This window comes from Rheinheimera pleomorphica (genome assembly GCF_011634895.1).
Taxonomy (GTDB): Bacteria; Pseudomonadota; Gammaproteobacteria; order Enterobacterales; family Alteromonadaceae; genus Alishewanella; species Alishewanella pleomorphica.
Genome location: NZ_SIRR01000003.1, coordinates 33,658 through 57,335 on the forward strand (window position 1 = coordinate 33,658; position 23,678 = coordinate 57,335).

Here is a 23,678-nt window from a genome sequence, read left to right on the forward strand (position 1 = left end):
AAGTCAACCGTTGCAGGCCTGGATGGCCGAATCGAGCCCCCAGGGATGGGTTCACGGCGTGTTGACGTAAGCAAATCGGTTCGTCAAGTTGCATCATTAATCTACTTTGGTTTTTAAACCGCGGCGGATTAACAGTGCATCTGTAGTCGGCTCCTGGCCACGGAAGGCTTTATACGACTCCATTGGCGGGCGTGAATTACCGACTGACAGAATGTTTTTACGGTAGTTCTGGCCGTTTTCCAGTTTCAGACCGCCCTGGCTTTGCACATAGGCAAAGGCATCAGCGGCCAGAATCTCACTCCACATATAGGCATAGTAACCGGCAGAATAGCCGCCGCCCATAGAGTGCGAGAAGAAGGTCGACTTATAGCGCGGTGGTACTGCGGCTAAATCGACACCGTGTTTCTTCAGGGCTGCCGCTTCAAACGCATTAACATCCTGCAGTGGCTCATCGGCTGACAATGAGTGCCATTCCATATCCAGCAACGCGGCTGACAGATACTCCAGGGTATCAAAGCCCTGGTTAAAGCTGCGTGATTTCATGACCTTCGCCAGCAATTCTGCCGGAATAGGCTCACCGGTTTGATAATGCTTGGCGTAGTTAGCAATGACTTCCGGGTTGGCAGCCCAGTCTTCTTCAAACGTAGACGGAAACTCAACAAAGTCACGTGATACCGAAGTACCAGCCAGCGTTGGGTATTTTACGTCTGAGAACATGCCGTGCAGGCCATGGCCCAGCTCGTGGAACATGGTCGTTACGTGGTCATAGCTGACTAGCGTAGGTTCACCCTCTGGTGCTTTAGGAATGTTCATTACGTTTACCACCACCGGCTTTTGGCCCAGCAGGTGTGACTGGCCAACGAATGAGCTCATCCAGGCGCCGCCGCGCTTGCCGTCACGGGCAAAGTAGTCGGCATAGAAAATAGCCAGGCTGCTGCCGTCAGCGTCAAACAGTTCGTAGGCGTCTACATCCGGGTGGTAAGTCGGTAAGTCTGGCCGGGCTTTAAAGGTCACACCGTACAGACGGTTCATGGTGTAGAACAGGCCGTCTTTTAATACCCGGTCAAATTCAAAGTACTGTTTAACTTCGTTTTCATCCAGATCAAACTTGGCCTGACGGACAAACTCGGCATAGTACTCCCAGTCCCACGGCTGCAGCTCAAAGTCGCCGCCTTTTTGCTTAATCATTGCCTGGATCGCATCGGCTTCCAGCTTAGTATTCGCCACAACGGCCGGCACCATGCTACCTAACATATCCAGCACGGCCTGTGGCGTTTTTGCCATGTTGTTTTCCAGGCCAAAGCTGGCCCAGTTGTCATAACCTAACAGCTTGGCGCGCTCGGCACGCAGCTGGGCTAAACGGGCCACCAGTGGCCGGTTATCGGTGTCGCCGCTTTGCGCACGGTTAGCTGAGGCTTGCCACACTTGCTTACGCAGTTCGCGGTTATTCAGCTGGGCCAGCACCGGCTGGCGTGTGGTGTTGGTAATGTTAAGTAAGTACTTGCCTTCATGACCGGCGTCTTTTGCTGCGTTAGCGGCCGCGGTAATTTGCGCGTCAGACAGGCCATCCAGCTGCTCTTTAGTGTCAACAATAACCGCGATTTTCTTGGTTTCGGCCAGCAGGTTTTGTGAGAACTGGGTGGTGAGCTTTGAATGCTCTTCGTTTAACGCACGAATAGCGGTTTTTTGCTCTTCAGTCAGCTCAGCACCGGCGCGCACAAAGCGCTCATAGTACACTTCAATTAAGCGTGTTGACTCGCTGTCCAGGTTCAGCTCGTTGCGCTGGTTATACAAGCTTTTAATGCGGGCAAACAGCTGTGGGTTTAAGTTGATATTGTCTGAATGCGCGGCCAGTTTAGGCGCCATTTCCGACTGAATTTTGCGCCGCTCCGGGTTCGAGTCTGACCCGGCCAGGTTGTAGAAAATGCGCGACGTACGGGTTAACAGGGCACCGCTTTTTTCCAGCGCCACCAGGGTGTTGTCAAAGGTGGCCGGCTCCGGGTTATTGGCAATGGCCAACACTTCGGTCATGTGCTGTTTCATGCCTTCTTCGAAGGCCGGTAAGAAGTGCTCGTCTTTAATTTCGGCAAAATTAGGCGCTTCGTATTGCAGCATGCTCTTCACCAATAAGGGGTTAGTGGCGGTGACATCGGCACTTTGTGCGGCTTGTTGCTGGGTTTGCACGGTGTCGGTTTGTGAAGGTGCTGTGTTGTCAGAGCAGGCACTGAGTGCCAGTACGGTGCCAACAGCGCTGGCGATAAGCGTTTTACGCATGAGTATCTCCCTGGAAGATGTAAGACATTGTAATAATAATGGCGCGGCTGCGCAGCTGCCGCACCGAGTATGCCAAAATGTGGCCTGAATACACCCGCTTTGCAGCCAGATGCCAACAAATTAAGATAAAAACCGGCTCAGGGCAACTGTTTGGCTTGCAGCGCGGCGATAAAGGGCAGTTCAAAGTAGAAGCAACTGCCTTTGCCCGGCGCAGGCTGATAGCCCATATTGCCCTGCATCTGGTTAATTAAGCTGCGGCTAATCGCCAGGCCTAAACCGGTGCCGCTGTGCTGGCGCTGCTCTGAACTGTCTGCCTGACTAAACCGGCTAAACAGGCGCGGCATAAAATGTTCCGCCACCCCCTGGCCCTGATCCTGCACTGTCACGCGGATAGCGTCTGCTACCCGGCTGACAGTCACCATCACCACACTGTCCCGGGGCGAAAACTTAATGGCGTTACCCAGCAGATGGCGCACCACCTGTTGCAGATGCCTGGGATCGGCATTCACCACCACCTGGCTTAAGTTATCCGGGCAGTTTAGCGTCAGCGTAATAGCTGGTTGCAGTAACTGCATGTCGTGAATGACCTGCGCCAGCAAGGGCTGCAACGGCAGTGGTGTCAGCTGCATTGCTATAGTGCCACTGGCAATTTTTTCCACATCAAGCAGCTCATTAACCAGGCTACTAAGCTGTTGGCAGCTGCTATGTGCCAGCTGCAACATGCGCTGTTGCGAGGCGGTCATTTCCCCCAGCGCGCCCGATATCGCCAGCCCCAAAGCGGCAGAAATAGAACTTAGCGGCGTGCGCAATTCGTGACTGACGGTAGAGATAAATTGCTGCTTTAGCTGCTCGGTCTGGTGGCGTTCAGATAAGTCGCGCAGCACCAGCAACTGCTTGGCCTGCTGGTGCAGGCGGATTTGGCTGCGGTTTACCGCCATCGGGAACTGGCTGTTATCGCGGCGCCGGCCCAGGGTTTCAAACTCGGTTTTGGCGTTCGAGGTGGCGCTGTACACTTCGTCCAGCCGCTGCGGATCGGCCAGTAATATCGACCAGTGCTGGCCAGCTAAAGATGCCGTGCTATGGCCAAACATCGGGTAGCAGGACATATTCACCTGTTCAATAGTGCCATCTGGGTCGGTGGTAATAATGGCATCATTCACATTGTCCATAATGCTTTGTAAATACGCCTTGTTGCGCTGCTGCGCCAGCACCGAGTTGCGTAAATGCTGGCGAGACATAAACAGCCAGATCAGCAAACTGGCAAGCAGCAGGGTAAAACCATAGGCGGTCGCACGGATTTGCGCGCTGCGATCTGCCGGCTGGCTGGCCGAGCGCACGGCCATTTGCCACAATGCACCGCGCAGGCTGATCCCCAGCAGCAGGCTGTCATCGTAAAACAGGCTGTCATTACCATAAAATGCCGGGCTGGCGCGGCCTTCGGGTGACAAGCTGCGCAGTGCCACCTGTACTTCCTGCTCTGAGGTTTGCCTTTCCAGCAGGGTCCAGACCGAGTTAATGTCGACAACGGTACTGATAATGCCCCAATAAGTGTCGGCATTCATATACACCGGCATGCGGTAGATAAATGCTGTGCCGCCCTGTACCAAAGCCACGGGCCCCACCAAACGCGCCTCGCGCTGGGTGATAATGGCTTCAATATCGGGCCATTGCTCTGTTAAGTCGGGGTAGTAGATGCCAATGGCCTTTTCATTGCCGCTTAGCGGATAGACGTAACGCAAAGTATTACCCGGGGCAATGCCAATATTGCGGATATGCCGCGCCTGGTGTGCCAGCTCTGGCAATAATAAATGCATCTCGGCCGGCGACACCTGGCCATTATTGGCCTGCACATGGGCAGCCAGGCCTATTGTCAGGTACAGCGGAATATTCAGCTCCGACTCAATCAACGCCCTTAACTGACCGGCACTGGCAATCTCGTGGCGCAACTGTTCGCTACGGGCATGTTGCTGCTCATGCTGTACCAGGGTTTCAGTGGCATAAAAGGCGCTACCCAGCAGCACCAGCAACAGCAGCCATTGCCAGTAAGAAAGTAAAAATTTATTGCGCATTCGTTAATGAGTCGTGCCAGAAGTAAAGTCAGCCACCACTCTAGCGCTAAGGCGCCAAGCTTGTAAATACGCCGGGTTAAACTGAGTGTTGAAAAAACGCGCAGCTAAGCAATAGACACACACCGCAAGGCTGTCTATAATGCGCAGCTTCTGCATCACTGCAGATTGCGCACCCGTAGCTCAGCTGGATAGAGCGCTGCCCTCCGGAGGCAGAGGTCATAGGTTCGAATCCTATCGGGTGCGCCATAAACGTCAAAACCGCCATTTCGGCGGTTTTTGCGTTTATAGTCCCCGTAGGAAGCAAACCTTAGGTTCGACCAAATCGTCAGGAACGATTTGGAACAGCTCCGCTGGCCCGCAGGGCGAGGGCAGGACAGCCCGAGTAATCCTATCGGGTGCGCCATATAAATCAAGGTCTTAGCTGAAAAGCGAGACCTTTTTTATGCCTTTAATTTTTCGGTGTAGCGTCTATGTAGCAATTCAGAGCGCTTGATCTTTGGTTTAGCGACTAAAGCTATAAACATTTTTAATATTTTGCGCAAAGTAAGAGCCATGTGACCCAGCTTCCATCAGTTCCTTCCATACATATTCAGGAACATCAAAGTATTGATATACTGTGCCAGCAATAAACTCGATTTCTAGGACATTTGAATTTAGGTCATACCCTATCGAACTAATATTTGATGATGATACTGGTTGTCTCTCCATCATTTGTCTCCTTTTTTATTTTTAGCATCTTGTTGACGCCAGCAATTTATAAAGTCTTTAAAATCAGACTCTTCATATTTTAAAGACCAATTTTGACTTACTTTGGGATCTTGGCTGTCAGGGAACTGGCCATCCTTGGGTAAACGGAACTTAAATCTCATCGGAAGTTTTGCAGCTTCGCCAGTGACGATAGCTTCACCTGTCCGAAGAACTGGCAGAGAATCCACGATACCGGTTAAACCATCCGACATTGCTGCTTTTACTCTGTTCCGGTCTGTTGCATTTGTAATCCGAAGGGAGAATATTGTGCCGCATTGAGAGAGTATTGTTTCGTCTATCTCCGACGGTCTTTGACTTATAAGCATGGAACCTACGCCAAACTTACGCCCCTCTTTCGCAATTCGTCTTACCATCTGCTTAGCTAGGCCAGAGTTATCAGAAGACAAGTACCGATGAGCTTCTTCCAGAACTAGTAATATTGGGTTTTGCTTAAATCCATTTTCTAAGTGTCGGCTCCAAATTGCAGCTTCAAATAGGATATCTAGTACAGAACCAAGAAGAAGCTCTAAACGGGCAGTTGGCATACCAGATAAATCAATTATTGTAATAGGTTTGCTGCTACCGACCCATTCTGAGACTAATGCATCTAGGTCTTTTGATATTTTGTTGTCTTTGTCAGGATTCCAATCTGACGGCTCTAAAAGAAACTTGTACTGACTATCTAACAACCGAGATTTCATTAAGTCTAGTTGCTTGCTCCAGCTATTCGGTCCACCTTTGAATGGTGGCGCGCTACCTGTACCCGGTGGAGTAAATCGAGGAGGAATAAGATTTTCGGCACAACCCATACCATCTTCTTTAAAAGCTGGCGAGTCGGTTTTATCCTTTTCCTTCCAAGTAACATTATCCACAAACGTAAGGTCATACCAGATTTGTTTAAGGCGGAAAGGCAGAGGAGTAGATGCTGTTATTTTATAGTCTTTTATGTTTAGTTCAGGGTGTTCTCTCGCAAATTTCTTTTTGTCTTCTAGAATCAGCTCATTAAATTTGTTTCTTAAGTTCTCGTTTTGTCCACACAAAAATTCAATAAGGTTATCAGAAGAAATGCACCAATATGGGATATGAAAATTTCTTTCCCCCTCGCTTGGACTGATCGAAAAGACTTCGGAAATGTCTCCTAGAGCAGCAGCATACTCTCCGTGTATGTCAAATAACACTATCCTCGCTGAGGGCATTAAGACATTGTCTTGGTGATTAGTCACTATTGAGCGAAGTAAGCTCGCGACGCTGGTCGACTTACCCGCGCCAGTTGAACCAAGAATTGCGGAATGTTTGTTAACTAGGCTGTCTAAATCAATACTGACTTTTATACTGTCAGAACTTGAAAGCCTCCCAACGGTAATCTGGCCATTAGTGTTATTTCCATATATTTTCTTTAAATCATTTTCAGTAACTAAATGAACTTCGTCTGAGATGCTAGGGTATTGCCCGATACCACGCTCGAAATCTGAACCAATAACTTCGCCAACCAACTCAGCTTTTAAGATTCTTGTATCTAAATCAGTATTTGATGGTGATTCAGACGTTTCCGATATGACGCCATACAAATCATTGTAGCCCTGAGGAATTCTTATAAAGCTCCCGACTTGTCCAACTCTGTGAGTTCTGCCTTCGATTATGAGTAATCCCGATTTTATTTGCGGAGTTACTTCTATATTTACTGATGCTCCGGAAACCGAAGTAACTTTGCCAAGATATGTCGGCTCAAATGCCATCGTTGTTATCCTCATTGTTTTTATCAACAAGAGCTTCAGCTAAAGCGCTTACCAAATCTGGGATAACAGTTGACTTTCCTCCACTTGAACCCGCGAGAAACTTACAAAACGATTTAAAATCACCCAGCAAATAACTATCGTCTTGCCAGTATTCCCCTCGAATTGGCGCCCAATTTTTACTTGGTGGTTCACCTAGCTTCCATTTCGCACAGACACCATTAATTGTTGCACCGTTTCTGCAATAAACACTCATATTTGGTCTTCGGGATGCAATGCTTAGCGCATGAGATTCTTCTTCAAGTTTCTTGAATTGAAAAGCGATTAATGCAGACGATCCATTTGCTGCTAAGCATTCATCCAATTTGTTTGTTATGTGCGCATCTGCAAACGAGAATCCGGCTGTTAGCAAAAGGCTATCAGGCTCTAATAGGAAATTCTTTAGACGCTCGAAAAGAGCCGAGAACGGAGCGGCCTGAGTCTGATCGTATTTTAAATGCGAGGGATAAACCATCGTTCCATCGTCGTTTCCAGCAGAACGAATAACTTCACCTTTTGTATTTTTTGACCAGTTAATTGAGCCATGCAGCTTCCAAAGACGAACCCACCGTGCTGGCAAATTGTTAGTAGATATCGTAGATGGGTCGAAAAATGCAGTTCTTGAACCTGAAAAACCATCAAAGTACGGGGTTCTGGTTCTTTCCAACGCTTCTTCAATTAACAGATCATAATTCGTTGTAAAGATCTCGACAGCGTGTTCTCTGTTAATGCCATTTATCCAGGAAACTAGGTTGGAAAATGGGTTCTCACCATCAGGTAATTGCTTGCTTACTACTTTTTTTATTTCCTGACATATTTTTTTAGAGAGATTGTCGTAATCTGTCGCTTCAAAGTTGTGAACTTTTGCAGTGCCAATTACTTCTGCAAGAGATCTAATCCGACTCAAAATTAACTCTATGTTATTGCTGCCAATATCTTTCTGGATGTTTTCATAAGCAGCTTTTTCATTGTCAGTTAAAGTAGATATGACAATTTTTGTTAAACCCGCAATATCAGGGATCAAAGACTCCCAATTTTTATCGGTTCCTACATTTATGCTTACTGGGGCTCCGGCTCCAATCAATATGCCAATTTTCTTTCTTCCACTCGTGAGGATATGTTTCAAATCGTACATATATTGATCTGGATTGTGGACGGTATCGACCATTGTTGATTCCCTTTAAATCTGCATTTATTGTTATTCAACTCATTGAGTTAGATCAGATTTGTACCTTCTAAGCACAATGTAATCTAATTGACCACACCATATTACAGGCTTGCCTGATGATGCGAAGTAGCAATTTCCTATAACCAAAACGTGGCATCCTGCAAGGTTGTCCAAAGATCCTTCGACTTTGAAATACCGTCTGAACTCATCTGCAATTTCGGGGTTTATTGAAACGCTTAGCCCATCGTTCCGACTTCCAGCGTTCAACCATAACTTACCATCAGCGGTATATCCCGCATCACTTATAAAGCCCCAAAAAATACGGTTTGTGTCTCTCAAGTTTTCATTAATATCTTTGAAGTTTACGAATAGGTCTTTTGCAATTTCAGGCAAGCCTTGAACAGGGCTATTAGGAATGAAGACTTTTGACTCTGAAAAGTACAGTTTGTCTGAGCGGACTAGTTTGTATAGTAGGTTCTTCAGCGTCATATGCGCAGGAAAATCCTTACCTCCACCATTTTCAACTTTAGTTGCTATACGGTGTTGCCCTTGCGGATCGATATCTTTTGGATCTTGCTGCTTAACGTCGATGGAATAGTCTTTCTCAAGGCCTAAATCCAGAATGATTCCACTGTCGGGATTTGCCGCAGGGAATTCACTTCCGCCATCTCCTTCGCCAATTTGTTCGTAAGTTGTCGCATAGCCACAACCCTCAACATGATGCGCACAGAAATGAGGTACTTTATTGCCATAGCTGGCTTTTCTGAACCAAGCATCACCCTCACAAGAAGGGCACTTTAGATTACGTCTGAGTTTGGTATAAACCGCCTCACCTAAATCGAAAAAATCTTGAGCGACCCATTCTTTACCATCAATGGTACAAAACGCTACATCCATATACGACCTGTGTACTAAAAATTGAGATATCACGCCTAACATACGACGAAGTTAAAATGGGAACAATACGGATTAAGTGATAAAGATTCGATATTTATCTAATGGGGCGGAGTTATAGTAGAAGTGAAAATGATGATATACCTGTGCCACCTGTACCAAGTACATAAATTGGCACAGGTGGTACAGGTTTGGTCAAAAGAATAACTCTTCTTGTTTATGCCCGAGTTTGGCGGCAAAACTTGCTCTAATATCGTCGGTGTTGCAGAGGTTGTAATGAAGATCTCTTCCTCGCCTACCGACATTTGGCACCATTATGGCGCAGTTTTGTCTGAACTGCGCCATTTACCCGAAAGCAGTCATGATAGCAGAGGGCGGTTCACCCGGGTCTGCTCTGCTGTTTACTGGCGCGTTAGGTTTTTTATACGTTACAGCGTAATTTGTACGCGCGACGTGGTTTCGCCTGTGCTAGTTTTTTGTGCCAGCGCAAAGCCGTTGCAATTAAGGTGTAAATGACTTGGCAGCTGCTGCTTAGGCCGTTAGATTAGCCTTATGTAACGCCATTAAGCCTGCCGCCAATGAGCAAAACCACTACCAACAATAAAACCATGCAGCTGACGTTAAAGCGGGTAGGTATAGACACCTACCGCGAAAACGTGGCCTATTTACACCGTGACTGCGACATTTACCGCGCTGAGGGCTTTCAGGCGCTGGCGAAAATTGAGGTGCAGGCCAATGGCAAGCGTATTTTAGCCAGCCTGAACGTGGTGGACGACACCAGTATTGTGGGCTGTCAGCAGCTGGGTTTGTCGGAAGAGGCCTTTAGCATGCTGGGTGCCGGTGATGGCAGCGCGGTGACGGTGTCACCGGCTGAGCCGGCGCGCTCTATCCCGGCGCTGCACCGCAAAATTGCCGGCGAGCGGCTAACTGCCGATGATTTCAACCGCATTGTGCAGGATATTGCCAACCACCGCTATTCGAAAATAGAACTAACCGCTTTTGTCGTCGCTTGTAATCAGGGCGAGCTGGACCGCGAAGAAGTGTTCTTTTTAAGCGATGCGATGAGCAAAGTGGGCCGCCATCTGGACTGGCACGAACACCCGGTGGTAGACAAACACTGCATTGGTGGCATTCCCGGTAACCGCACCTCTATGCTGGTGGTGCCGATAGTGGCAGCGCATGGCATGCTGTGTCCGAAGACCTCGTCGCGCGCCATTACCTCACCGGCCGGCACCGCCGATACCATGGAGCTGTTGGCCAATGTCGATATGCCGTTTACCCAGCTGACCGACATCGTACATCGCCACCGTGGCTGCCTGGCCTGGGGCGGCAGCAGCGACTTATCACCGGCTGATGATGTGCTGATCTCGGTCGAGCGGCCGTTATCCATCGACTCGCCGGGCCAGATGGTGGCGTCTATTTTGTCGAAAAAAGTCGCCGCAGGCTCAACCCATTTATTGCTGGATATTCCGCTTGGCCCCACCGCCAAGGTGCGCTCGATGCCCGAGGCGCAAAAGCTGCGTAAGCTGTTTGAGTTTGTCGCCAAACGCATGGGCATTACCATCGATGTGGTGATCACTGATGGCCGCCAGCCCGTTGGCCGCGGTATAGGTCCGGCGCTGGAAGCGCGCGATGTAATGCGGGTGCTGCAAAACCACGAACTGGCGCCCAATGATCTACGCCAAAAGGCGCTGCGTTTAGCCGGCCGTATGCTGGAGTTTGCACCCGATGTACGCGGCGGCGACGGCTTTGCCATCGCCCGTGATATTCTCGACTCGGGCCGGGCGCTGAGCAAAATGCAGGATATTATTGCCGCCCAGGGTAAAAATGACTTTGACCCGGACGCGCCGCCACTGTCTAAACTCAGTTTTGATGTGTCTGCGCCAGACAGTGGCACCGTTATTGGCATAGATAATGTGCAGCTGGCGCGTATTGCCCGCTCGGCCGGTGCGCCGCGCGCTAAAGGCTCGGGGGTCGATTTAATGGTAAAACTGGGCGAGCCGGTTACTAAAGGCCAGCTGCTATACCGGGTGTACGCGGCTTTTCCAACCGAGCTGGAATTTGCCCGTCAGGCCTGTGAGCGTAGCAGTGGTTACACTATCGGGCCGGCCGAGGCGTTGCAGCCGCTGTTTGTTGAGTACTAGCCTTTGTTGAGTGCCAGTGTGTGTGAAATAGCGATGGGAGCCATCTGATGTCTGTAATGTTATTAGCTTGCCCGGACGAGCAGGATGCCGCCCAGCGTCTGGCCGATGCGCTGGCTTTGCCTTTGGCTTTGTATCAGCAACACCGGTTTCCTGATCAGGAGCTAAAATTGACGCTGCCGTTTAGCCGCGAGCTGCCCGCGCAGCTGGTGCTGTACCGCAGCCTGGATAATCCGAACGACAAGCTGATAGAGCTGTTACTGATAGCCCGTCACGCCCGGGCGCTGGGCATTAAAAAGATCTGGCTGGTGGCGCCGTATCTGGCTTATATGCGCCAGGATATCGCGTTTAACGCCGGCGAAATTGTCAGTCAGAAAATTATCGGCCAGTTTTTAGCTGAATTATTCGATGGTGTGATCACGGTAGATCCCCACCTGCATCGCATTAATCACTTAAACGAAGCCATTGTCAGCGGCGAGGCGATAGCCCTTAGCGGCGCGCCACGTTTAGCCGAGCTGATTGCCAAAGAATGCCGCCAGCCGCTGCTGATGGGCCCCGATGCCGAGTCTGAGCAGTGGGTGGCGCTGGCCGGCGCGCAGATTGGTTGTGAGTATGCCGTATGCACTAAAGTGCGCAGCGGCGATAAGCAGGTGCAAATTAAGCTGCCTGATATCAGCGTAAGCGGCAAAAATGTGGTGCTGATGGACGATGTCGCCAGCTCCGGCCATACACTGGCTGAAGCGGCTAAGTTACTAGTTAGCGCTGGCGCTGCCTCGGTCGATGTCGCCGTTACCCATGCCTTATTTGCCGGCGATGCCCTGGCGCTAATCAAGCAAGCCGGGGTAAACCGGGTCTGGAGTACCGACTGCATTGCCCACCCCAGCAATGCCATTAGTATGGCGCCTGCACTGGCACAGGCGCTTCGGCCCTTGTTGTAGCCTGAGCCAAGGCCTGCGGTGTGTTATTTAATTCAGCTTGCAGGTTTTAATGCCCAGTAAGCTGTATAACGGGCAAAAGTTGAACAGCCCGGTTAACAGCGGCACTACGCCTATCCAGCCCCAAAGCCCAACAGTACCTGTGGCGGCCAGCGCAATTAACAGCGCACCGCCAATAATACGCACTACCTTATCAATACCACCGACATTTGCTTGCATTTGCTATTTCCTTAAATTAGGGTTTACTTAATTAATATAGTCATCAACCGCTGCAAAAGCGAGTTGCTACCGGTACGGGCTTTGTTCTGGCGCAAACTTCAAGCGGAAAGTTGGCCGGTAACAACTAGGCTATCTTTGGCGGCCTGGCAGTAGCGCTGATTTTTGGTATTTTGGTGTCAACCGTGCTAACGCTGGTGGTCATACCGGTTGTGTATTATGCCTACCATTATCAGTCTGCTGACAAACCGGGGGCAGAGATCTCGCCGTAATACAAGGCGGCACTGCGACAATCTGTCGCATCGTCAATCTGTCCGCTTACCGTTAGTATTAACGCCATTATCCGTTATAAAACAGAGGTTAAACTGGTGGTGTTAACAGGTAAAAACAGTAGTAGAACAGCGTGGTTAAGTGTGTTGCTGTTAGCGCAACCGGTTAGCGCAGAGCCAAGTGGCACAGACGCCGATGCCGCTGAGATAGAACATATTGTCGTCACTGCCGTGGCGATGCAAAGCCCGCTGACGGTCGTCACTAACCCCAAACTGCCACGGCAGCCCCTGCCGGCGCACGATGGCGCCGATTACCTGAGCAGCATTACCGGCTTTAACCTTATCCGCAAAGGCGGTGCCAGCAGTGATCCGCTGTTTCGCGGTATGGCCGGCTCGCGGCTGAACATTTTAACCGACGGCGATATGCTACTGGGTGGCTGTGGTAGCCGGATGGACCCGCCCACCGCCTATATAGCGCCGCAAGCCTATGACAAGCTTACCATTATCAAAGGCCCGCAAACCGTTAGCTATGGCCCGGGCAGTAGTGCCGCTACCGTGTTATTTGAACGTAACCACAACCGGCTAAGCGCAGCGGGTGTCAGCGGCAGCGTGAATAGCACCGCCGCCAGCGCCGGCCGGCTGGATAATGCCCTGGATGTCACTGCCGGTAACCCGGATGGCTTTATCCGCGCCCTTGCTACCGCTGCCCGGGCTGACGACTACCAGGATGGCAACAACCAGCGTATTCATTCGGCCTACCAACGCTGGAGCACACAGCTGGAGCTGGGCTATACGCCGTCGGATGATCAAACCCTGTTGCTCAAGCTTGGCAGCAGTGATGGTGAGGCCGCTTATGCTGACCGGCTAATGGATGGCAGCGCCTTTAAACGGCAAAACCTGGGGCTGAAATGGTCACTGGCGAATATCGGCCCTTACTTAAGCCAAATCGATGTGCAGTGGCACTACAACTATATTGACCACGTGATGGACAACTACAGCCTGCGCAGCTTTAGCCCTGGCATGATGATGCCCAACCCGGCGGCCAGTAACCCGGACCGGCGCACCCTGGGCGGGCGGCTGGCTAGTCAGTGGCAACTAACGGATGATCTGAGCTGGCAGCTGGGCGTTGACGGTGCGCAAAACATTCATCGTATCCGCAGCAGCATGAATCAACCGGTTATGCCTTATCAGCAGCAAGCGCGGCAGGAAGACATTCGCTTTAGCCAGCTCGGCCTGTTTAACGAGCTAACCTATCAGTTAACGGCCAGCGGCCAGCTGGTGGCCGGTGCCCGACTGGATCACTGGCAGGTAACCGACAGCCGGAAAATGCTGGGCAACATGATGATGGCGCAGCCCAACCCTACTGCCAACCAAAGCCGTGATGATAACCTTAGCGCCGGTTTTATCCGCTACCAGGGGCAACATCAGGCCTGGCAATGGTATGCCGGCGTTGGCTATAACCAGCGTTTTGCTGATTATTGGGAGCTGGCAGGTAATGGCCGCGCCAGCGAACAAAGCCTGAGCGCCTTTTATGTAAAACCCGAGCGCACTAGTCAGCTGGACATGGGCCTGGTGTACCAGCAGCCACAGTGGCAGTTGTCGTTATCACTGTTTGCTAACCGCATAGACGATTATTTACTGACCCAGCAGGGCTGGCAGCTTGGCATGCAACAGGTTACCGCGACACGTAATATCGACGCCCAAAGCCTGGGTGGCGAGCTGGACTTGAGTTATCAGCTTAATGCTAAATGGCAAACTACGCTGGCGCTGGCCTATGTGCGCGGCCGTAATATCAGCGACAGTAAGCCGCTGGCGCAACAACCACCACTGGAGCTTAAGCTGGGGCTGAATTATGACGCCGGGGCCTGGAACAGTGGTTTACTGTGGCGGGCGGTGGCAGCGCAGCACCGCGTAGCACCGGGGCAGGGCAACATTGCCGGTACTGACATCGCCAGCAGCCCGGGTTTTGCTGTTTTGTCCTGGCATGGTGGCTGGCGTATCTCGAAGCCGGTTACGCTGTCTGCCGGTGCCGATAACCTGTTAGACAAAGCCTACCACGAGCACCTGAGTAAAGGCGGCGCTATGGTAAGTGGTTACTTACCGCTGGCGCAAATCAACGAGGCCGGCCGCACCTTATGGCTAAACCTGAACTGGCAGTTCTAACCAACAGTCCGGCGCTTGCCGGCCCCTTACCCGTTAAAGTTGTTTTTGCAGGCTAAAGGCCCCGCGCAGTTCGCCCGGGGTAAAGCCGGTAGCTAAGTCGTTTGGGTAGTGGTGCCGGATCTGTTGTGTTACCGGCTCAGCTACCTGGCTGCCGTGGCAGGCTACGCACTGGGTATCGAGCATAATCGGTTGCATATAACGAAACACTTCACCATCACCACTACTGATAATTTCAGCGTGTTTTAACTGTGCCGGCGCACTGCCATTGGCCAGTTTAATGGCATAGTCCTGCAGTATTTGTCGCTCCCAGCTATCGGCACTGTTGTTGCTGTTACGCACCTTCAGGCTGGTACGGCCAATTTGCCAGCCATCGGTTGACCACTTTGCAGCAATTAGCGGTGCCTGGTCTTTACACACCTGCACGCCATTGGCCAGGCCGCCACTGCTAATCGCGGCTTGCAGCGCGGTTTTTAGCTCGCCGGAAAAGCGTTTTATCCGTAGCTGCGCTTCGGTTTGTAAATCCTCAATATTGGCCGCGGCGCTTTCAGCCAGCGCCAGGCTGCTTAAGCTTAGTAACAGTGGATAGATAACATAACGCATGGCGTGCTCCTTTGAGTTAAGTTACTTAGCTGGCATCAAAATTACAGCCGGGTTTGGCATGGCGATCCAGCGGAATATCATCGCGGTAGTCCGGTGCAGCTAGCCATTCATGGCCTTTTAACATGGCATACCAATACAGTGGCGGTAACAGTTTTTCTTTTAAAAACCAGGACAACCGCGCAGGCTTGGTGCCGTCCACCAGCCATTTCGGAAACGTCGGTTCTACCTTGCCTCCATAAACAAATTCGGCCAGCACAATTTTGCCGCGCTCTACAGTAAGCGGGCAGGAGCCATAGCCGTCATACACGGCGCGCAGTGGCGTGTTGTTAAGCAAGCTAAGCAGGTTTTCGGCCACCACCGGGGCTTGCTTGCGCACCGCGGCGGCAGTTTTGGCATTGGGCGTGTTGGCACAGTCCCCCAAGGCAAATATCGTTGGCCAGGTTTTGTGCTGTAGTGTATCCGGATAGACATCCACCCAGCCGGCAGCATCGGCCAACGGGCTTTGCCGTATAACGTCAGGTGCTACCTGAGGTGGCGTGATGTGCAGCATATCAAAACGCTTTTCAATGGTTTTGCTGCTGCCATCTGCCTGCGTTTGGCTAAAAAAGGCCGTTTGGCTGGCTGCATCGACTGCGACTAAGGTCGTTTGCATATTCAACTTAATGCCATAGCGCTTTACATACTGCTGCAGTGCCGGCACGTAGTCTGCCACGCCAAACAGTGCCGCACCTGCCGTGCAAAATTGCACGTTAATCTTGTTCAGCACTTGCTGGCGCAGCCAGTGATCGCAGGATAAATACATCGCCTTTTGTGGCGCACCGGCGCATTTTATTGGCATTGGCGGCTGGGTAAATATCGCATCGCCTTGTTTTAGTTGCTGCACCAGTTGCCAGGTGTACGGCGCCAGGCCGCGGGCATAGTTAGAGGTAATGCCGTGGCTGCCCAGGTTATCAGCCAGGCCGTCTATCGCCGCCCAATTCAGCGACAGTCCCGTTGCCACCACCAGACTGCGATAGGCTAAGCAGGTGCCGTCGGCCAGAGTCAGCTGATTTTGGGCCGGGGCAAAATGGCTGGCAGCGCTTTGATACCAGCAAACCTGTTTGGGTATCAAGGCTGCCATCGGTTTAACGGTGTCAGGCTGTTTAAACACGCCACCACCCACCAGGGTCCAGCCGGGCTGATAATAGTGTTCTGTGGCCGGCTCGGCCAAAGCAATGCTCAGATCGGGTTGCCGTTTTAACAGGCTGGCAATTACCGACAAACCGGCTGCACCGCCGCCTATTACTACTACATCGTAGCTTGCAGTAACTTGTGTACTCATTTTGCCTCCAGTCACAGCTACAGTGACTGTAGCTTGGTGCGGAATTTTCATATTCATATTTGGAATATATATATATTAATAAAGAATATACTAATGTACTTTAGGCGCTACGCTGATTTTGTGCAAGGCTAATATCAATGCTGCTTAGAATATTGCGTTAAAACAAATTGCAAATAATTAAATTTTGCTAATATAGCGGGTTTGATAATCGCTGTAAGGTGTTGTTATGCAAGAAAACTCTGGAAAACTGGTGTCGTCAATTGGTTTATCGGTTGGCAAAAAACTGCTAATCAGTTTTGGTAGCCTAAGCGCATTAATGTTGGTTGTGGCAATAGTGGTGCAGCTGGCACAGTTGGCGATGAATAGCGCCCGGGCCAGCGCGGCAGAGAAGCGCAACCTGGCAGTGTTACAGCTGGAGAAGGAAATTGATCACCTGGTGTGGGCGAATCAGCTGGCGAACAGCATCTTGTTACAGCAGTCATTTAACGGCCAGTTAAATCCACAGCAATGCGCTTTTGGCCGCTGGTATCAGCAGTTTAAAGCCTCAGATACATACCGCACTGGCAGCCCGGCGCTGCGTCGCGCTTTAGACGCGATAGATCAGCCGCACCAGCAGTTACACCAAAGTGCGGTAAATATAACACAGGCTGCACCGGCACAGCGGGCGGCAATTTATCAGCGCGACTCGCTAACGGCATTAACTCAGGTACAGCAAGCGCTGGGTGAAGTTCATCGCCTGTTTCAGGCTGAGCGTGACGCTATTATTGCCAGGGCAGAAGTGACTGATCGCAACGCCATGCGCGCGGTTTGGGGCGTGTTGGTGTTAACGCTGCTGGCTGCCGTGTTGTTTGGCCTTTGGCTGCGCCGGGTGGTCTCATTGCCGATGAAAGAGCTCACCCAACGTGCTGAAGCCATTGCTGCCGGCGATCTGACTGGTGAACCGCTTAATATCCAAAGCCGCGATGAAGTTGGCCTGGCTGCGCAGGCGTTTAATACGATGCAGCTACAGTTGCGTCAGCTTATCAGTCATTTGGTGCAAAAGTCGGATCAGGTGGCTGAACATGCTGCCCGGGTGTCTGATATTACCAGCCGCACCGATATTGACTTACAGCGGCAGGCTGCTGAAATAGAACAGCTGGCTACGGCAATGAACGAAATGGCTGCCACCATAGCCGAGGTGGCTAAACATGCGCAGAATACCTCTGCGGCTACCCATGAGTCAGAGCAACATGCCCAGCAAGGGCAAACGATAGTGCGCTCGGTGATAAGCAGTATCAATGAAATTGCCGCCGAGGTAGACAATGCCTCTGGCACCATTGCCGCGGTGCGGCAAGAAAGCCAGAACATAGGCGCTATTTTGGATACCATTCAGGCCATTGCCGAGCAAACTAACCTGCTGGCCCTTAATGCGGCCATTGAAGCAGCCCGTGCCGGTGAGCAAGGCCGTGGTTTTGCCGTTGTAGCCGACGAAGTGCGGACCTTAGCGGCACGCACCCAAAGCTCCACTACGGAAATAAAAAATCTGATCGAGCGTTTACAGCACAGTGCAGCCAATGCGGTAAATACGATGCATGCGGGTGTAACCAAGGCGCAGCAAGGGGTAGCAATGGCCGACAAGGCCGGTGCCGCACTCACAGACATTATGCAATCGGTAAGCGCAATAACCGACATGACCCTGCAAATTGCCAGTGCAACCGAAGAGCAAAGCACCGTGGTGCAGGAAATGGATCAAAATCTGTTGCGGGTTAATACATTAACACTGGATACTAAGCAGCGTTCACATGAAGCCGATGAAACCTCTGCTGAGCTGGAAAATATGGCGGGGCAATTACGCAGCGAAAGCCGGCGCTTTAAGTTACATTAGGCAAAAAAAGGGCAGTACATACTGCCCTTTTTTATTCGGTTACATGACGGCGTAGTGCAAATCAATACGAGCGGTGCTGGCAACGCCCGGGTCTGGTACAAAGCGTGCTTATCTAACGCTGCAGCATAAAGGTTTCGTATTCAAGACGGTTAAACTGTCTGTTAAGCATTATCAGGCCAAGCAAGCTGGTAATCAGCATTGCAAAGGCAAAACCATAGCCATAAAACGCCAGTCCTAGTGCAATAGACAACATACTCAGGCCAAGGTTTGACAACATCATAATGCTGATGAGGCCAAGTGCCTGATAACGCTTATCCAAATAAAACATGACGTTCAAAATGGCCATAACCAGCACTTGTAGCGACACCCCAACCAGGTCAACATACAGCAGGTGCAGATAAGCCAGGTCTATTTTTAACAGCGTTAAAATTTCTTCGCTCCACAGTAGAAGTAATGCCAAGGTGAGGCCCTGGATTTTAAAGATTTGATATAAGCTGTTTTTACACGCCAAAACCATTTTGTCTTTCAACAAAAAAATGGCTTCTAAGGTACCGCCTTCTCTTACGGTTTCGTAAAACTCTTCATTGGCTGCAGCAAAGTCGGTTTCCATGTGTAGCATAAACACCGCCATACCGGGAATAATAGCCAGATAGGCAATAAAAATGGGTAAATCATAAATGTAGGACGCCCGAAAAATATCAATAACCTGGGTAGACACATTGTGCGTAAACCAAAACACGAACTTGTCAGCCCACACCCCCAGGTTATAAAACAAACCGCAAAAAGCCAGTGAAACAAAAGCATATCGCCGATGAAGAAAATCAAATGCCACCAGCTGTGATGAGGGATAATTACGCAGCACGAAAAAAAGTAACACAAAGGCAATGAGTGCCTGGCTACAAGCAAATACCAGTAACAGTCCCAGTAAGCCAAAAGGAGGCATAAACCATGCAACTAATACCATTAGGCTGTATCCACCCAGCAGCGTCAGCACTATGCGGTAGTACTGTTTCATACCACTTAAAAACACAATAATTAGCCATAAATTGCATAGCACGACAAATGCGGTGAGCATCGTCAGTTTGATGGCCGCAGGCAGCTGGGTAAGCGCCAGAATTGTGCAACCCACTGCGGCTGACAACAGTGACATAACGAGAATGCAGCCCAGCAAGTTTGGTGTAACCAGGTGGTCTTGCCGCTGAAATAGCCGGTCTGAGATAAACCGGGTAAACAGCAGCTGAAACAAGCCGCTAAGAATCAGCGACCCTGCCATCATGTAAGTGACCAGCACTAAAAACTGAATAATGAGCCCGGTAGGAAAAATGCGACCAATACTCAACATACCGATGATCATCAGTGCCAGAATAGATAATACCCAGGGCCCCGAACCAATAATCGCAGCCAAGCCATATGCCTCAACATAGGACAGCAGGGTATTTTTTTTCAGTATCTGCCGTAGCTCAAAGCCTATGCCAGCCATCAGATATAACTCTCATATAATTGATTAAAACGTGTGAACATTATCTGCTCTTGGTAATACCGGCTTACCCGGGTGTAACCTGCTTCGCTCATGCGATGCCAATTTTGCGTATCCCCCAGGGTTTGTAAAATAGCCTGGCTACCCTGGTTGGGGTCGGCAATGCCAATGACATATCCACAACGGCCTAACGCCTGATCCTCCTCTTGCATACCCTCAATAATGTCGCGGCATGAGCCTACGTCAGTGGCAATACAAGGTACACCGGCTGCCATGGCTTCCAGTAACACCAGTGGTTGTGCCTCACTGATCGATGTCAGCATGCAAATGCCCAGTTTTGGCAAGATCTCGACCACATTTTGCATACCAAGAAACTTAACCTGTTCGTTAAGTGACAGGCTGTTAATCAATAACTCGCACTCTTTGACATAATTGGGATCTTCATCGGTGGGACCGATAATCCATCCTTGCAGTGTTGGGTCGCTGTTTACTGCGACCCGGATGGCACGAATAAAGGTTTTAATATCTTTAATAGGGACTACCCGACCTATTAAGCCAACCACTTTAGGTGGAGAGGTTGGCCTTTGCTGCAATGCGGGGGCAAAGCGTGACAAATTAATGCCATTGACGATGATTTCAGTTTTTTCTGCCGGTGCACCGTCTGCAATCTGCCGTTCGCGGTTGCCCTGATACAAGGCGGTAATATGGTTGGCGTGTTGATACGCCGTTTTACCAAGTTGTTCAAAAAAACTGATCCAGGTTTGCCGCGTCTGTTCCATCTTTTTATGAATACTGGTGTCGAGGACAAAATGACGATCTTGAATCCAACTGGCTTGAGTTAAGTCAATTTTTCGCTCTTTGGTATAAATACCGTGCTCGCTTAGCAAGTAGGGTACTTGCAAACGCTGTTTTAGCAAGGCGCCCAAAAATCCAGCATAACCGGTTGATATACTGTGTAAAATTCGCGCTGGCGGCACTTGTCTGGCAATTTTTACTAAACTGAACAGTGGGGTGTAAATGTTTCGAAACGTCCAGAAGAAGTCTACAAACGATTGATCAGGCGACTGCTGCAAATAAAGGTCTACCAAAATGTGCCATGAAAATTCACTGTACAAAAAGTCTTCGTAAGTCAGGCCACGCCGTTGGCCTAACTGGTTAAGCATTAACTGCAGCTGCTCTGCATTTAATGCTTGATCAACGCGATTAAAGCGGGCCAGCACTTGCTGCCACATGCCAAAGGCTTTGGCTTTACCTTCACGAGCCCTGGGCGGCGTCAGCTGGTCGTGTTGCATAATAAAATGCGTTTCCAGCCCCAGCACATTGTCAGGTAAGGTATACCGTTGTTCGCCGTAGCTTTCTTTGGTGCCACCAACAAACACCAGATAAAAAGTGTAATGTGGTAAGCCGGTAATTAACTGGTGTACCCAGCTGGACACGCCACCACGTACATAAGGGTATGTCCCCTCGAGCAGTAGACAAATATCAGCTTGCTGCACGGCGCCAGTACTCCTTAAGTTGTGTAACTAAATCACTCTGGCGAGCAGGCAGGCTGCGTAACAGGCTGGCGACTTCTTTGTAATGCTTTTGGCCAAACATCACCTCGGCCAGATAAGGTGTAACCTGACGTTTGGGTAAACCTTTTTCCTGAGCTAACACTAAGTGTTGCTGCGCAGATGCCAGCTCTTGTCGTTCAAGCAGTATGCGTCCAAGCTTCAACTCGATAGCAGCAGACGTTGCCAACTCACTGGCTTTTTGCAAATACTGTTGCGCTTCAGCCAGATAAAATTCGCGTATCGGGCCTTCTGCCACGCCTAAATAACACAGTTCCCAATAGCTTTCCGCGATGCGTTGTAAGGTATCGGCACTGGGTTTTTTCTCTAGTTTGCGTTTTAACAACGCGATTTTGCGGTTGATATTAAATTCAATTTTTTCAATCACAGCATAGGCTAACAAACGAATATCATCAGCTCTATCGGTCAGTGCGAGTTTCAGTAGCGGTATGGACTGTTGATGAGGTAAGAAACGACAGGAGTTGGTGGCCATCAGTCGTTTTTCGTCAGACGGGTTAAACAGCAAAATATCTTTTAACGCAGCATAGCCATATTGATTTGCTTCTAACTGTTCAGGGTGAATCGGTAGTGCCTGGTTATATGTGTATCGCCAGCGCTTTTTCTGCTCTGATTTTGGAAAGTACAACGCTACTATAAACACCGAGGCCAGACACAACATACCCAGCACGGGCATAGTAAATGCCACGGTATAGATAAACGCCAACGCCGGAATCACTGGCGTTTTGTAGACACGCGGCAGCACCAACCAGCATAGCCCTGTAAAACTGGCAGCAGCGATAGCATGGCTGCTAATAAAGGCCAGCCAAAGCGCAAGTGTCATTTGTGACTGCTCAAGCAAGTAAAGGCTTGCCAGTTCAAACGTGAGGGTTTGCAGTGTCAGCCAGATCTTCATCAAATGCACCTAAATCGTCTAACAACGTGGTTATTTCCGCTTGCTGCGCTTTCACTCTAAGGGGGCCTTCCAGCTTCAGCTCATCGTCGGTAAATGGGCTGTGATGACCCAACACGGTCTTCACCCGGCTTACGAATTGCCGTGCTTCACGCGGCGTGGTCATAGGTAGCAATACACAAAGCGATGGATTCCCTGCACTATCCTGGCATAACCAATAAATGTCTGCGCCCCGGCGATAGTCGGTCACTTGTGTCAACGCCAGGCGCCGCTCACTTGTCAAGTCAGTAAATACCACCAGGCAACTGTCAATCGCATAGCGGCTGTGATGTTGTTGCTGCCCTTGCACATATTGGCGGAATAACCGACGCTGTTCAGGCTGTAAAATTGGCACAAACATCTCGTTGGCAATAAAGTTGGCTATATAGCTGGACAACAGAGCCACCAGTGCGATGTTGGCATCGGTCAGCTGCACAAATCGTACCTTTTCGGCCAGAATGACAGCTTGTAGCTCACCATTAATGTCTAGTAATGGTATCGCTAACTGATATTGTAAATCGCTATGCTCGATTAAATCGGCCGGCGATAATAATGCTTTAGTTTTGAGCATGTCTTGTAGCATGGGATCATTCATCACCAGCTGATGGTCGTTACCTATACTGGCTAAAGCGGTAGGGGCAATTTCGCCATTTTGCACCAGGTAAAATCCAGCCTGATATAAGGTAATAATGTCACTTAAAATTTGCAGGCTGCGCTCGGCCAGCCGCGTTGGCACCTCACCCTGATGTTTTATCGCGTCTTGCTGCAATAGCTGAATACCGGTACGTAAACTCATTTGCTTGCCGGCAACACGCTGTTCTAACTGGTCGTGAGACACTTTCAGCAGATGGTAATTTTGTGTGAAGCTTTTTAGCTTTTGCTCCATGTAGCGGTGGTTTAATTCGTAGCGCTCGTTAATATCATGCCAATGGTCCCGGAACTCACCCACCAGCATGGTAATCAAGGCGGTACCCACTGCAACGGGCATAGTAAAATTAAGCGGTTGATGGTGTGCGGCCTGCCAGATTGAAAAGCCGACCAATAACAAAATAAAGCTCATCATGCCGCGACCAAAACCGTAACGCAGTGCAATCACCACTGGCCCCAGCATTGGCCAAAAAAAGTATTGCTGTGGCAGGTTGTACTCCAGGGTAGCTTGATACACCCAAATAAGCATAGCCGCTGCCGTGATCAGAAAGAGTTCAAACCAGGCGAAAAGCTGATGATCATAGCCAAACAGCAGACGAAACAAGACGCCTCCTGCTCCCC

At 50.1% G+C, this 23,678-nt stretch carries 17 protein-coding genes and 1 tRNA gene; 5 read left to right on the top strand and 13 right to left on the bottom strand.

Translation table 11 applies throughout. The features are described 5' to 3' along the window. Positions 1 to 96 precede the first annotated feature (96 nt). Positions 97 to 2,274, bottom strand: a complete 2,178-nt coding sequence (locus EYB30_RS01335) for a M3 family metallopeptidase (RefSeq protein WP_166836241.1) — start codon at positions 2,272 to 2,274, stop codon at positions 97 to 99. Positions 2,275 to 2,411: 137 nt separating this feature from the next. Next, positions 2,412 to 4,343, bottom strand: a complete 1,932-nt coding sequence (locus EYB30_RS01340) for an ATP-binding protein (RefSeq protein ID WP_166836243.1) — start codon at positions 4,341 to 4,343, stop codon at positions 2,412 to 2,414. Between the two features lie 169 nt (positions 4,344 to 4,512). Here EYB30_RS01340 and EYB30_RS01345 point away from each other — a divergent pair. Further along, positions 4,513 to 4,589: transfer RNA gene (locus EYB30_RS01345), tRNA-Arg, on the top strand. Between the two features lie 255 nt (positions 4,590 to 4,844). Here the strand turns inward: EYB30_RS01345 and EYB30_RS01350 are convergent. The 4 genes from EYB30_RS01350 to EYB30_RS01365 are packed head-to-tail and all read right to left on the bottom strand — an operon-like array spanning position 4,845 to position 8,927. Further along, entirely contained in the window at positions 4,845 to 5,054 is a 210-nt protein-coding gene (locus EYB30_RS01350) for a KTSC domain-containing protein (protein WP_241697929.1), read from the bottom strand. Continuing rightward, the gene (locus EYB30_RS01355) at positions 5,051 to 6,826 is read right to left on the bottom strand and encodes an ATP-binding protein (RefSeq protein ID WP_166836245.1); all 1,776 of its coding nucleotides are present in this window, start codon (positions 6,824 to 6,826) and stop codon (positions 5,051 to 5,053) included. The genes EYB30_RS01350 and EYB30_RS01355 overlap by 4 nt, the downstream gene beginning before the upstream one ends. After that, positions 6,816 to 8,030, bottom strand: coding sequence for an SIR2 family protein (locus tag EYB30_RS01360; RefSeq protein WP_166836247.1), 1,215 nt, complete (start codon positions 8,028 to 8,030; stop codon positions 6,816 to 6,818). The genes EYB30_RS01355 and EYB30_RS01360 overlap by 11 nt, the downstream gene beginning before the upstream one ends. Before the next feature lie 39 nt (positions 8,031 to 8,069). After that, on the bottom strand, positions 8,070 to 8,927 hold the full coding sequence (locus tag EYB30_RS01365) for a hypothetical protein (RefSeq protein WP_166836249.1): 858 nt from the start codon (positions 8,925 to 8,927) through the stop codon (positions 8,070 to 8,072). 575 nt (positions 8,928 to 9,502) lie between these two features. Here EYB30_RS01365 and EYB30_RS01370 point away from each other — a divergent pair. Together EYB30_RS01370 and EYB30_RS01375 are read left to right on the top strand one after the other, a co-directional pair. Continuing rightward, positions 9,503 to 11,068 carry a thymidine phosphorylase family protein gene (locus EYB30_RS01370; RefSeq protein WP_166836251.1) on the top strand — a complete coding sequence of 522 codons (1,566 nt, stop codon included), beginning with the start codon at positions 9,503 to 9,505 and terminating at the stop codon, positions 11,066 to 11,068. 47 nt (positions 11,069 to 11,115) lie between these two features. Further along, positions 11,116 to 12,003: a ribose-phosphate diphosphokinase gene (locus tag EYB30_RS01375; protein ID WP_166836253.1), complete on the top strand. Its 888-nt coding sequence runs from the start codon at positions 11,116 to 11,118 to the stop codon at positions 12,001 to 12,003. Between the two features lie 27 nt (positions 12,004 to 12,030). Here EYB30_RS01375 and EYB30_RS01380 read toward each other — a convergent pair whose 3' ends face one another. Beyond that, complete coding sequence (locus EYB30_RS01380) at positions 12,031 to 12,219, bottom strand: YgaP family membrane protein (RefSeq protein WP_166836255.1); 189 nt, start codon at positions 12,217 to 12,219, stop codon at positions 12,031 to 12,033. A gap of 410 nt (positions 12,220 to 12,629) precedes the next feature. Here EYB30_RS01380 and EYB30_RS01385 point away from each other — a divergent pair, with 410 nt between their 5' ends. After that, positions 12,630 to 14,648 carry a TonB-dependent copper receptor gene (locus EYB30_RS01385; protein WP_206674540.1) on the top strand — a complete coding sequence of 673 codons (2,019 nt, stop codon included), beginning with the start codon at positions 12,630 to 12,632 and terminating at the stop codon, positions 14,646 to 14,648. 33 nt (positions 14,649 to 14,681) lie between these two features. Here EYB30_RS01385 and EYB30_RS01390 read toward each other — a convergent pair whose 3' ends face one another. Next, positions 14,682 to 15,248: a Tll0287-like domain-containing protein gene (locus EYB30_RS01390; RefSeq protein ID WP_166836257.1), complete on the bottom strand. Its 567-nt coding sequence runs from the start codon at positions 15,246 to 15,248 to the stop codon at positions 14,682 to 14,684. 25 nt (positions 15,249 to 15,273) lie between these two features. Then, a complete protein-coding gene (locus tag EYB30_RS01395) occupies positions 15,274 to 16,569 on the bottom strand; it encodes an NAD(P)/FAD-dependent oxidoreductase (RefSeq protein WP_166836260.1) in 1,296 nt (431 codons plus the stop codon). Positions 16,570 to 16,795: 226 nt separating this feature from the next. Between EYB30_RS01395 and EYB30_RS01400 the strand changes: the two genes are divergently transcribed. After that, on the top strand, positions 16,796 to 18,433 hold the full coding sequence (locus tag EYB30_RS01400; protein ID WP_166836262.1) for a methyl-accepting chemotaxis protein: 1,638 nt from the start codon (positions 16,796 to 16,798) through the stop codon (positions 18,431 to 18,433). Between the two features lie 112 nt (positions 18,434 to 18,545). Here the strand turns inward: EYB30_RS01400 and pelG are convergent, their stop codons facing one another. From pelG to EYB30_RS01420, 4 genes are read right to left on the bottom strand one after another with little or no spacing between them, the layout of a single operon-like run. Beyond that, positions 18,546 to 19,913 (bottom strand): exopolysaccharide Pel transporter PelG, encoded by a 1,368-nt coding sequence (gene pelG / locus EYB30_RS01405; protein ID WP_166836264.1) that lies wholly within the window; start codon positions 19,911 to 19,913, stop codon positions 18,546 to 18,548. After that, a complete protein-coding gene (gene pelF, locus EYB30_RS01410; protein ID WP_166836266.1) occupies positions 19,913 to 21,406 on the bottom strand; it encodes a GT4 family glycosyltransferase PelF in 1,494 nt (497 codons plus the stop codon). Before pelF ends, pelG begins: the two co-directional genes overlap by 1 nt. Then, positions 21,393 to 22,373 (bottom strand): hypothetical protein, encoded by a 981-nt coding sequence (locus tag EYB30_RS01415; protein ID WP_166836268.1) that lies wholly within the window; start codon positions 22,371 to 22,373, stop codon positions 21,393 to 21,395. The genes pelF and EYB30_RS01415 overlap by 14 nt, the downstream gene beginning before the upstream one ends. Beyond that, positions 22,336 to 23,661, bottom strand: coding sequence for a PelD GGDEF domain-containing protein (locus EYB30_RS01420; RefSeq protein WP_166836270.1), 1,326 nt, complete (start codon positions 23,659 to 23,661; stop codon positions 22,336 to 22,338). The genes EYB30_RS01415 and EYB30_RS01420 overlap by 38 nt, the downstream gene beginning before the upstream one ends. Between the last annotated feature and the right edge of the window lie 17 nt (positions 23,662 to 23,678).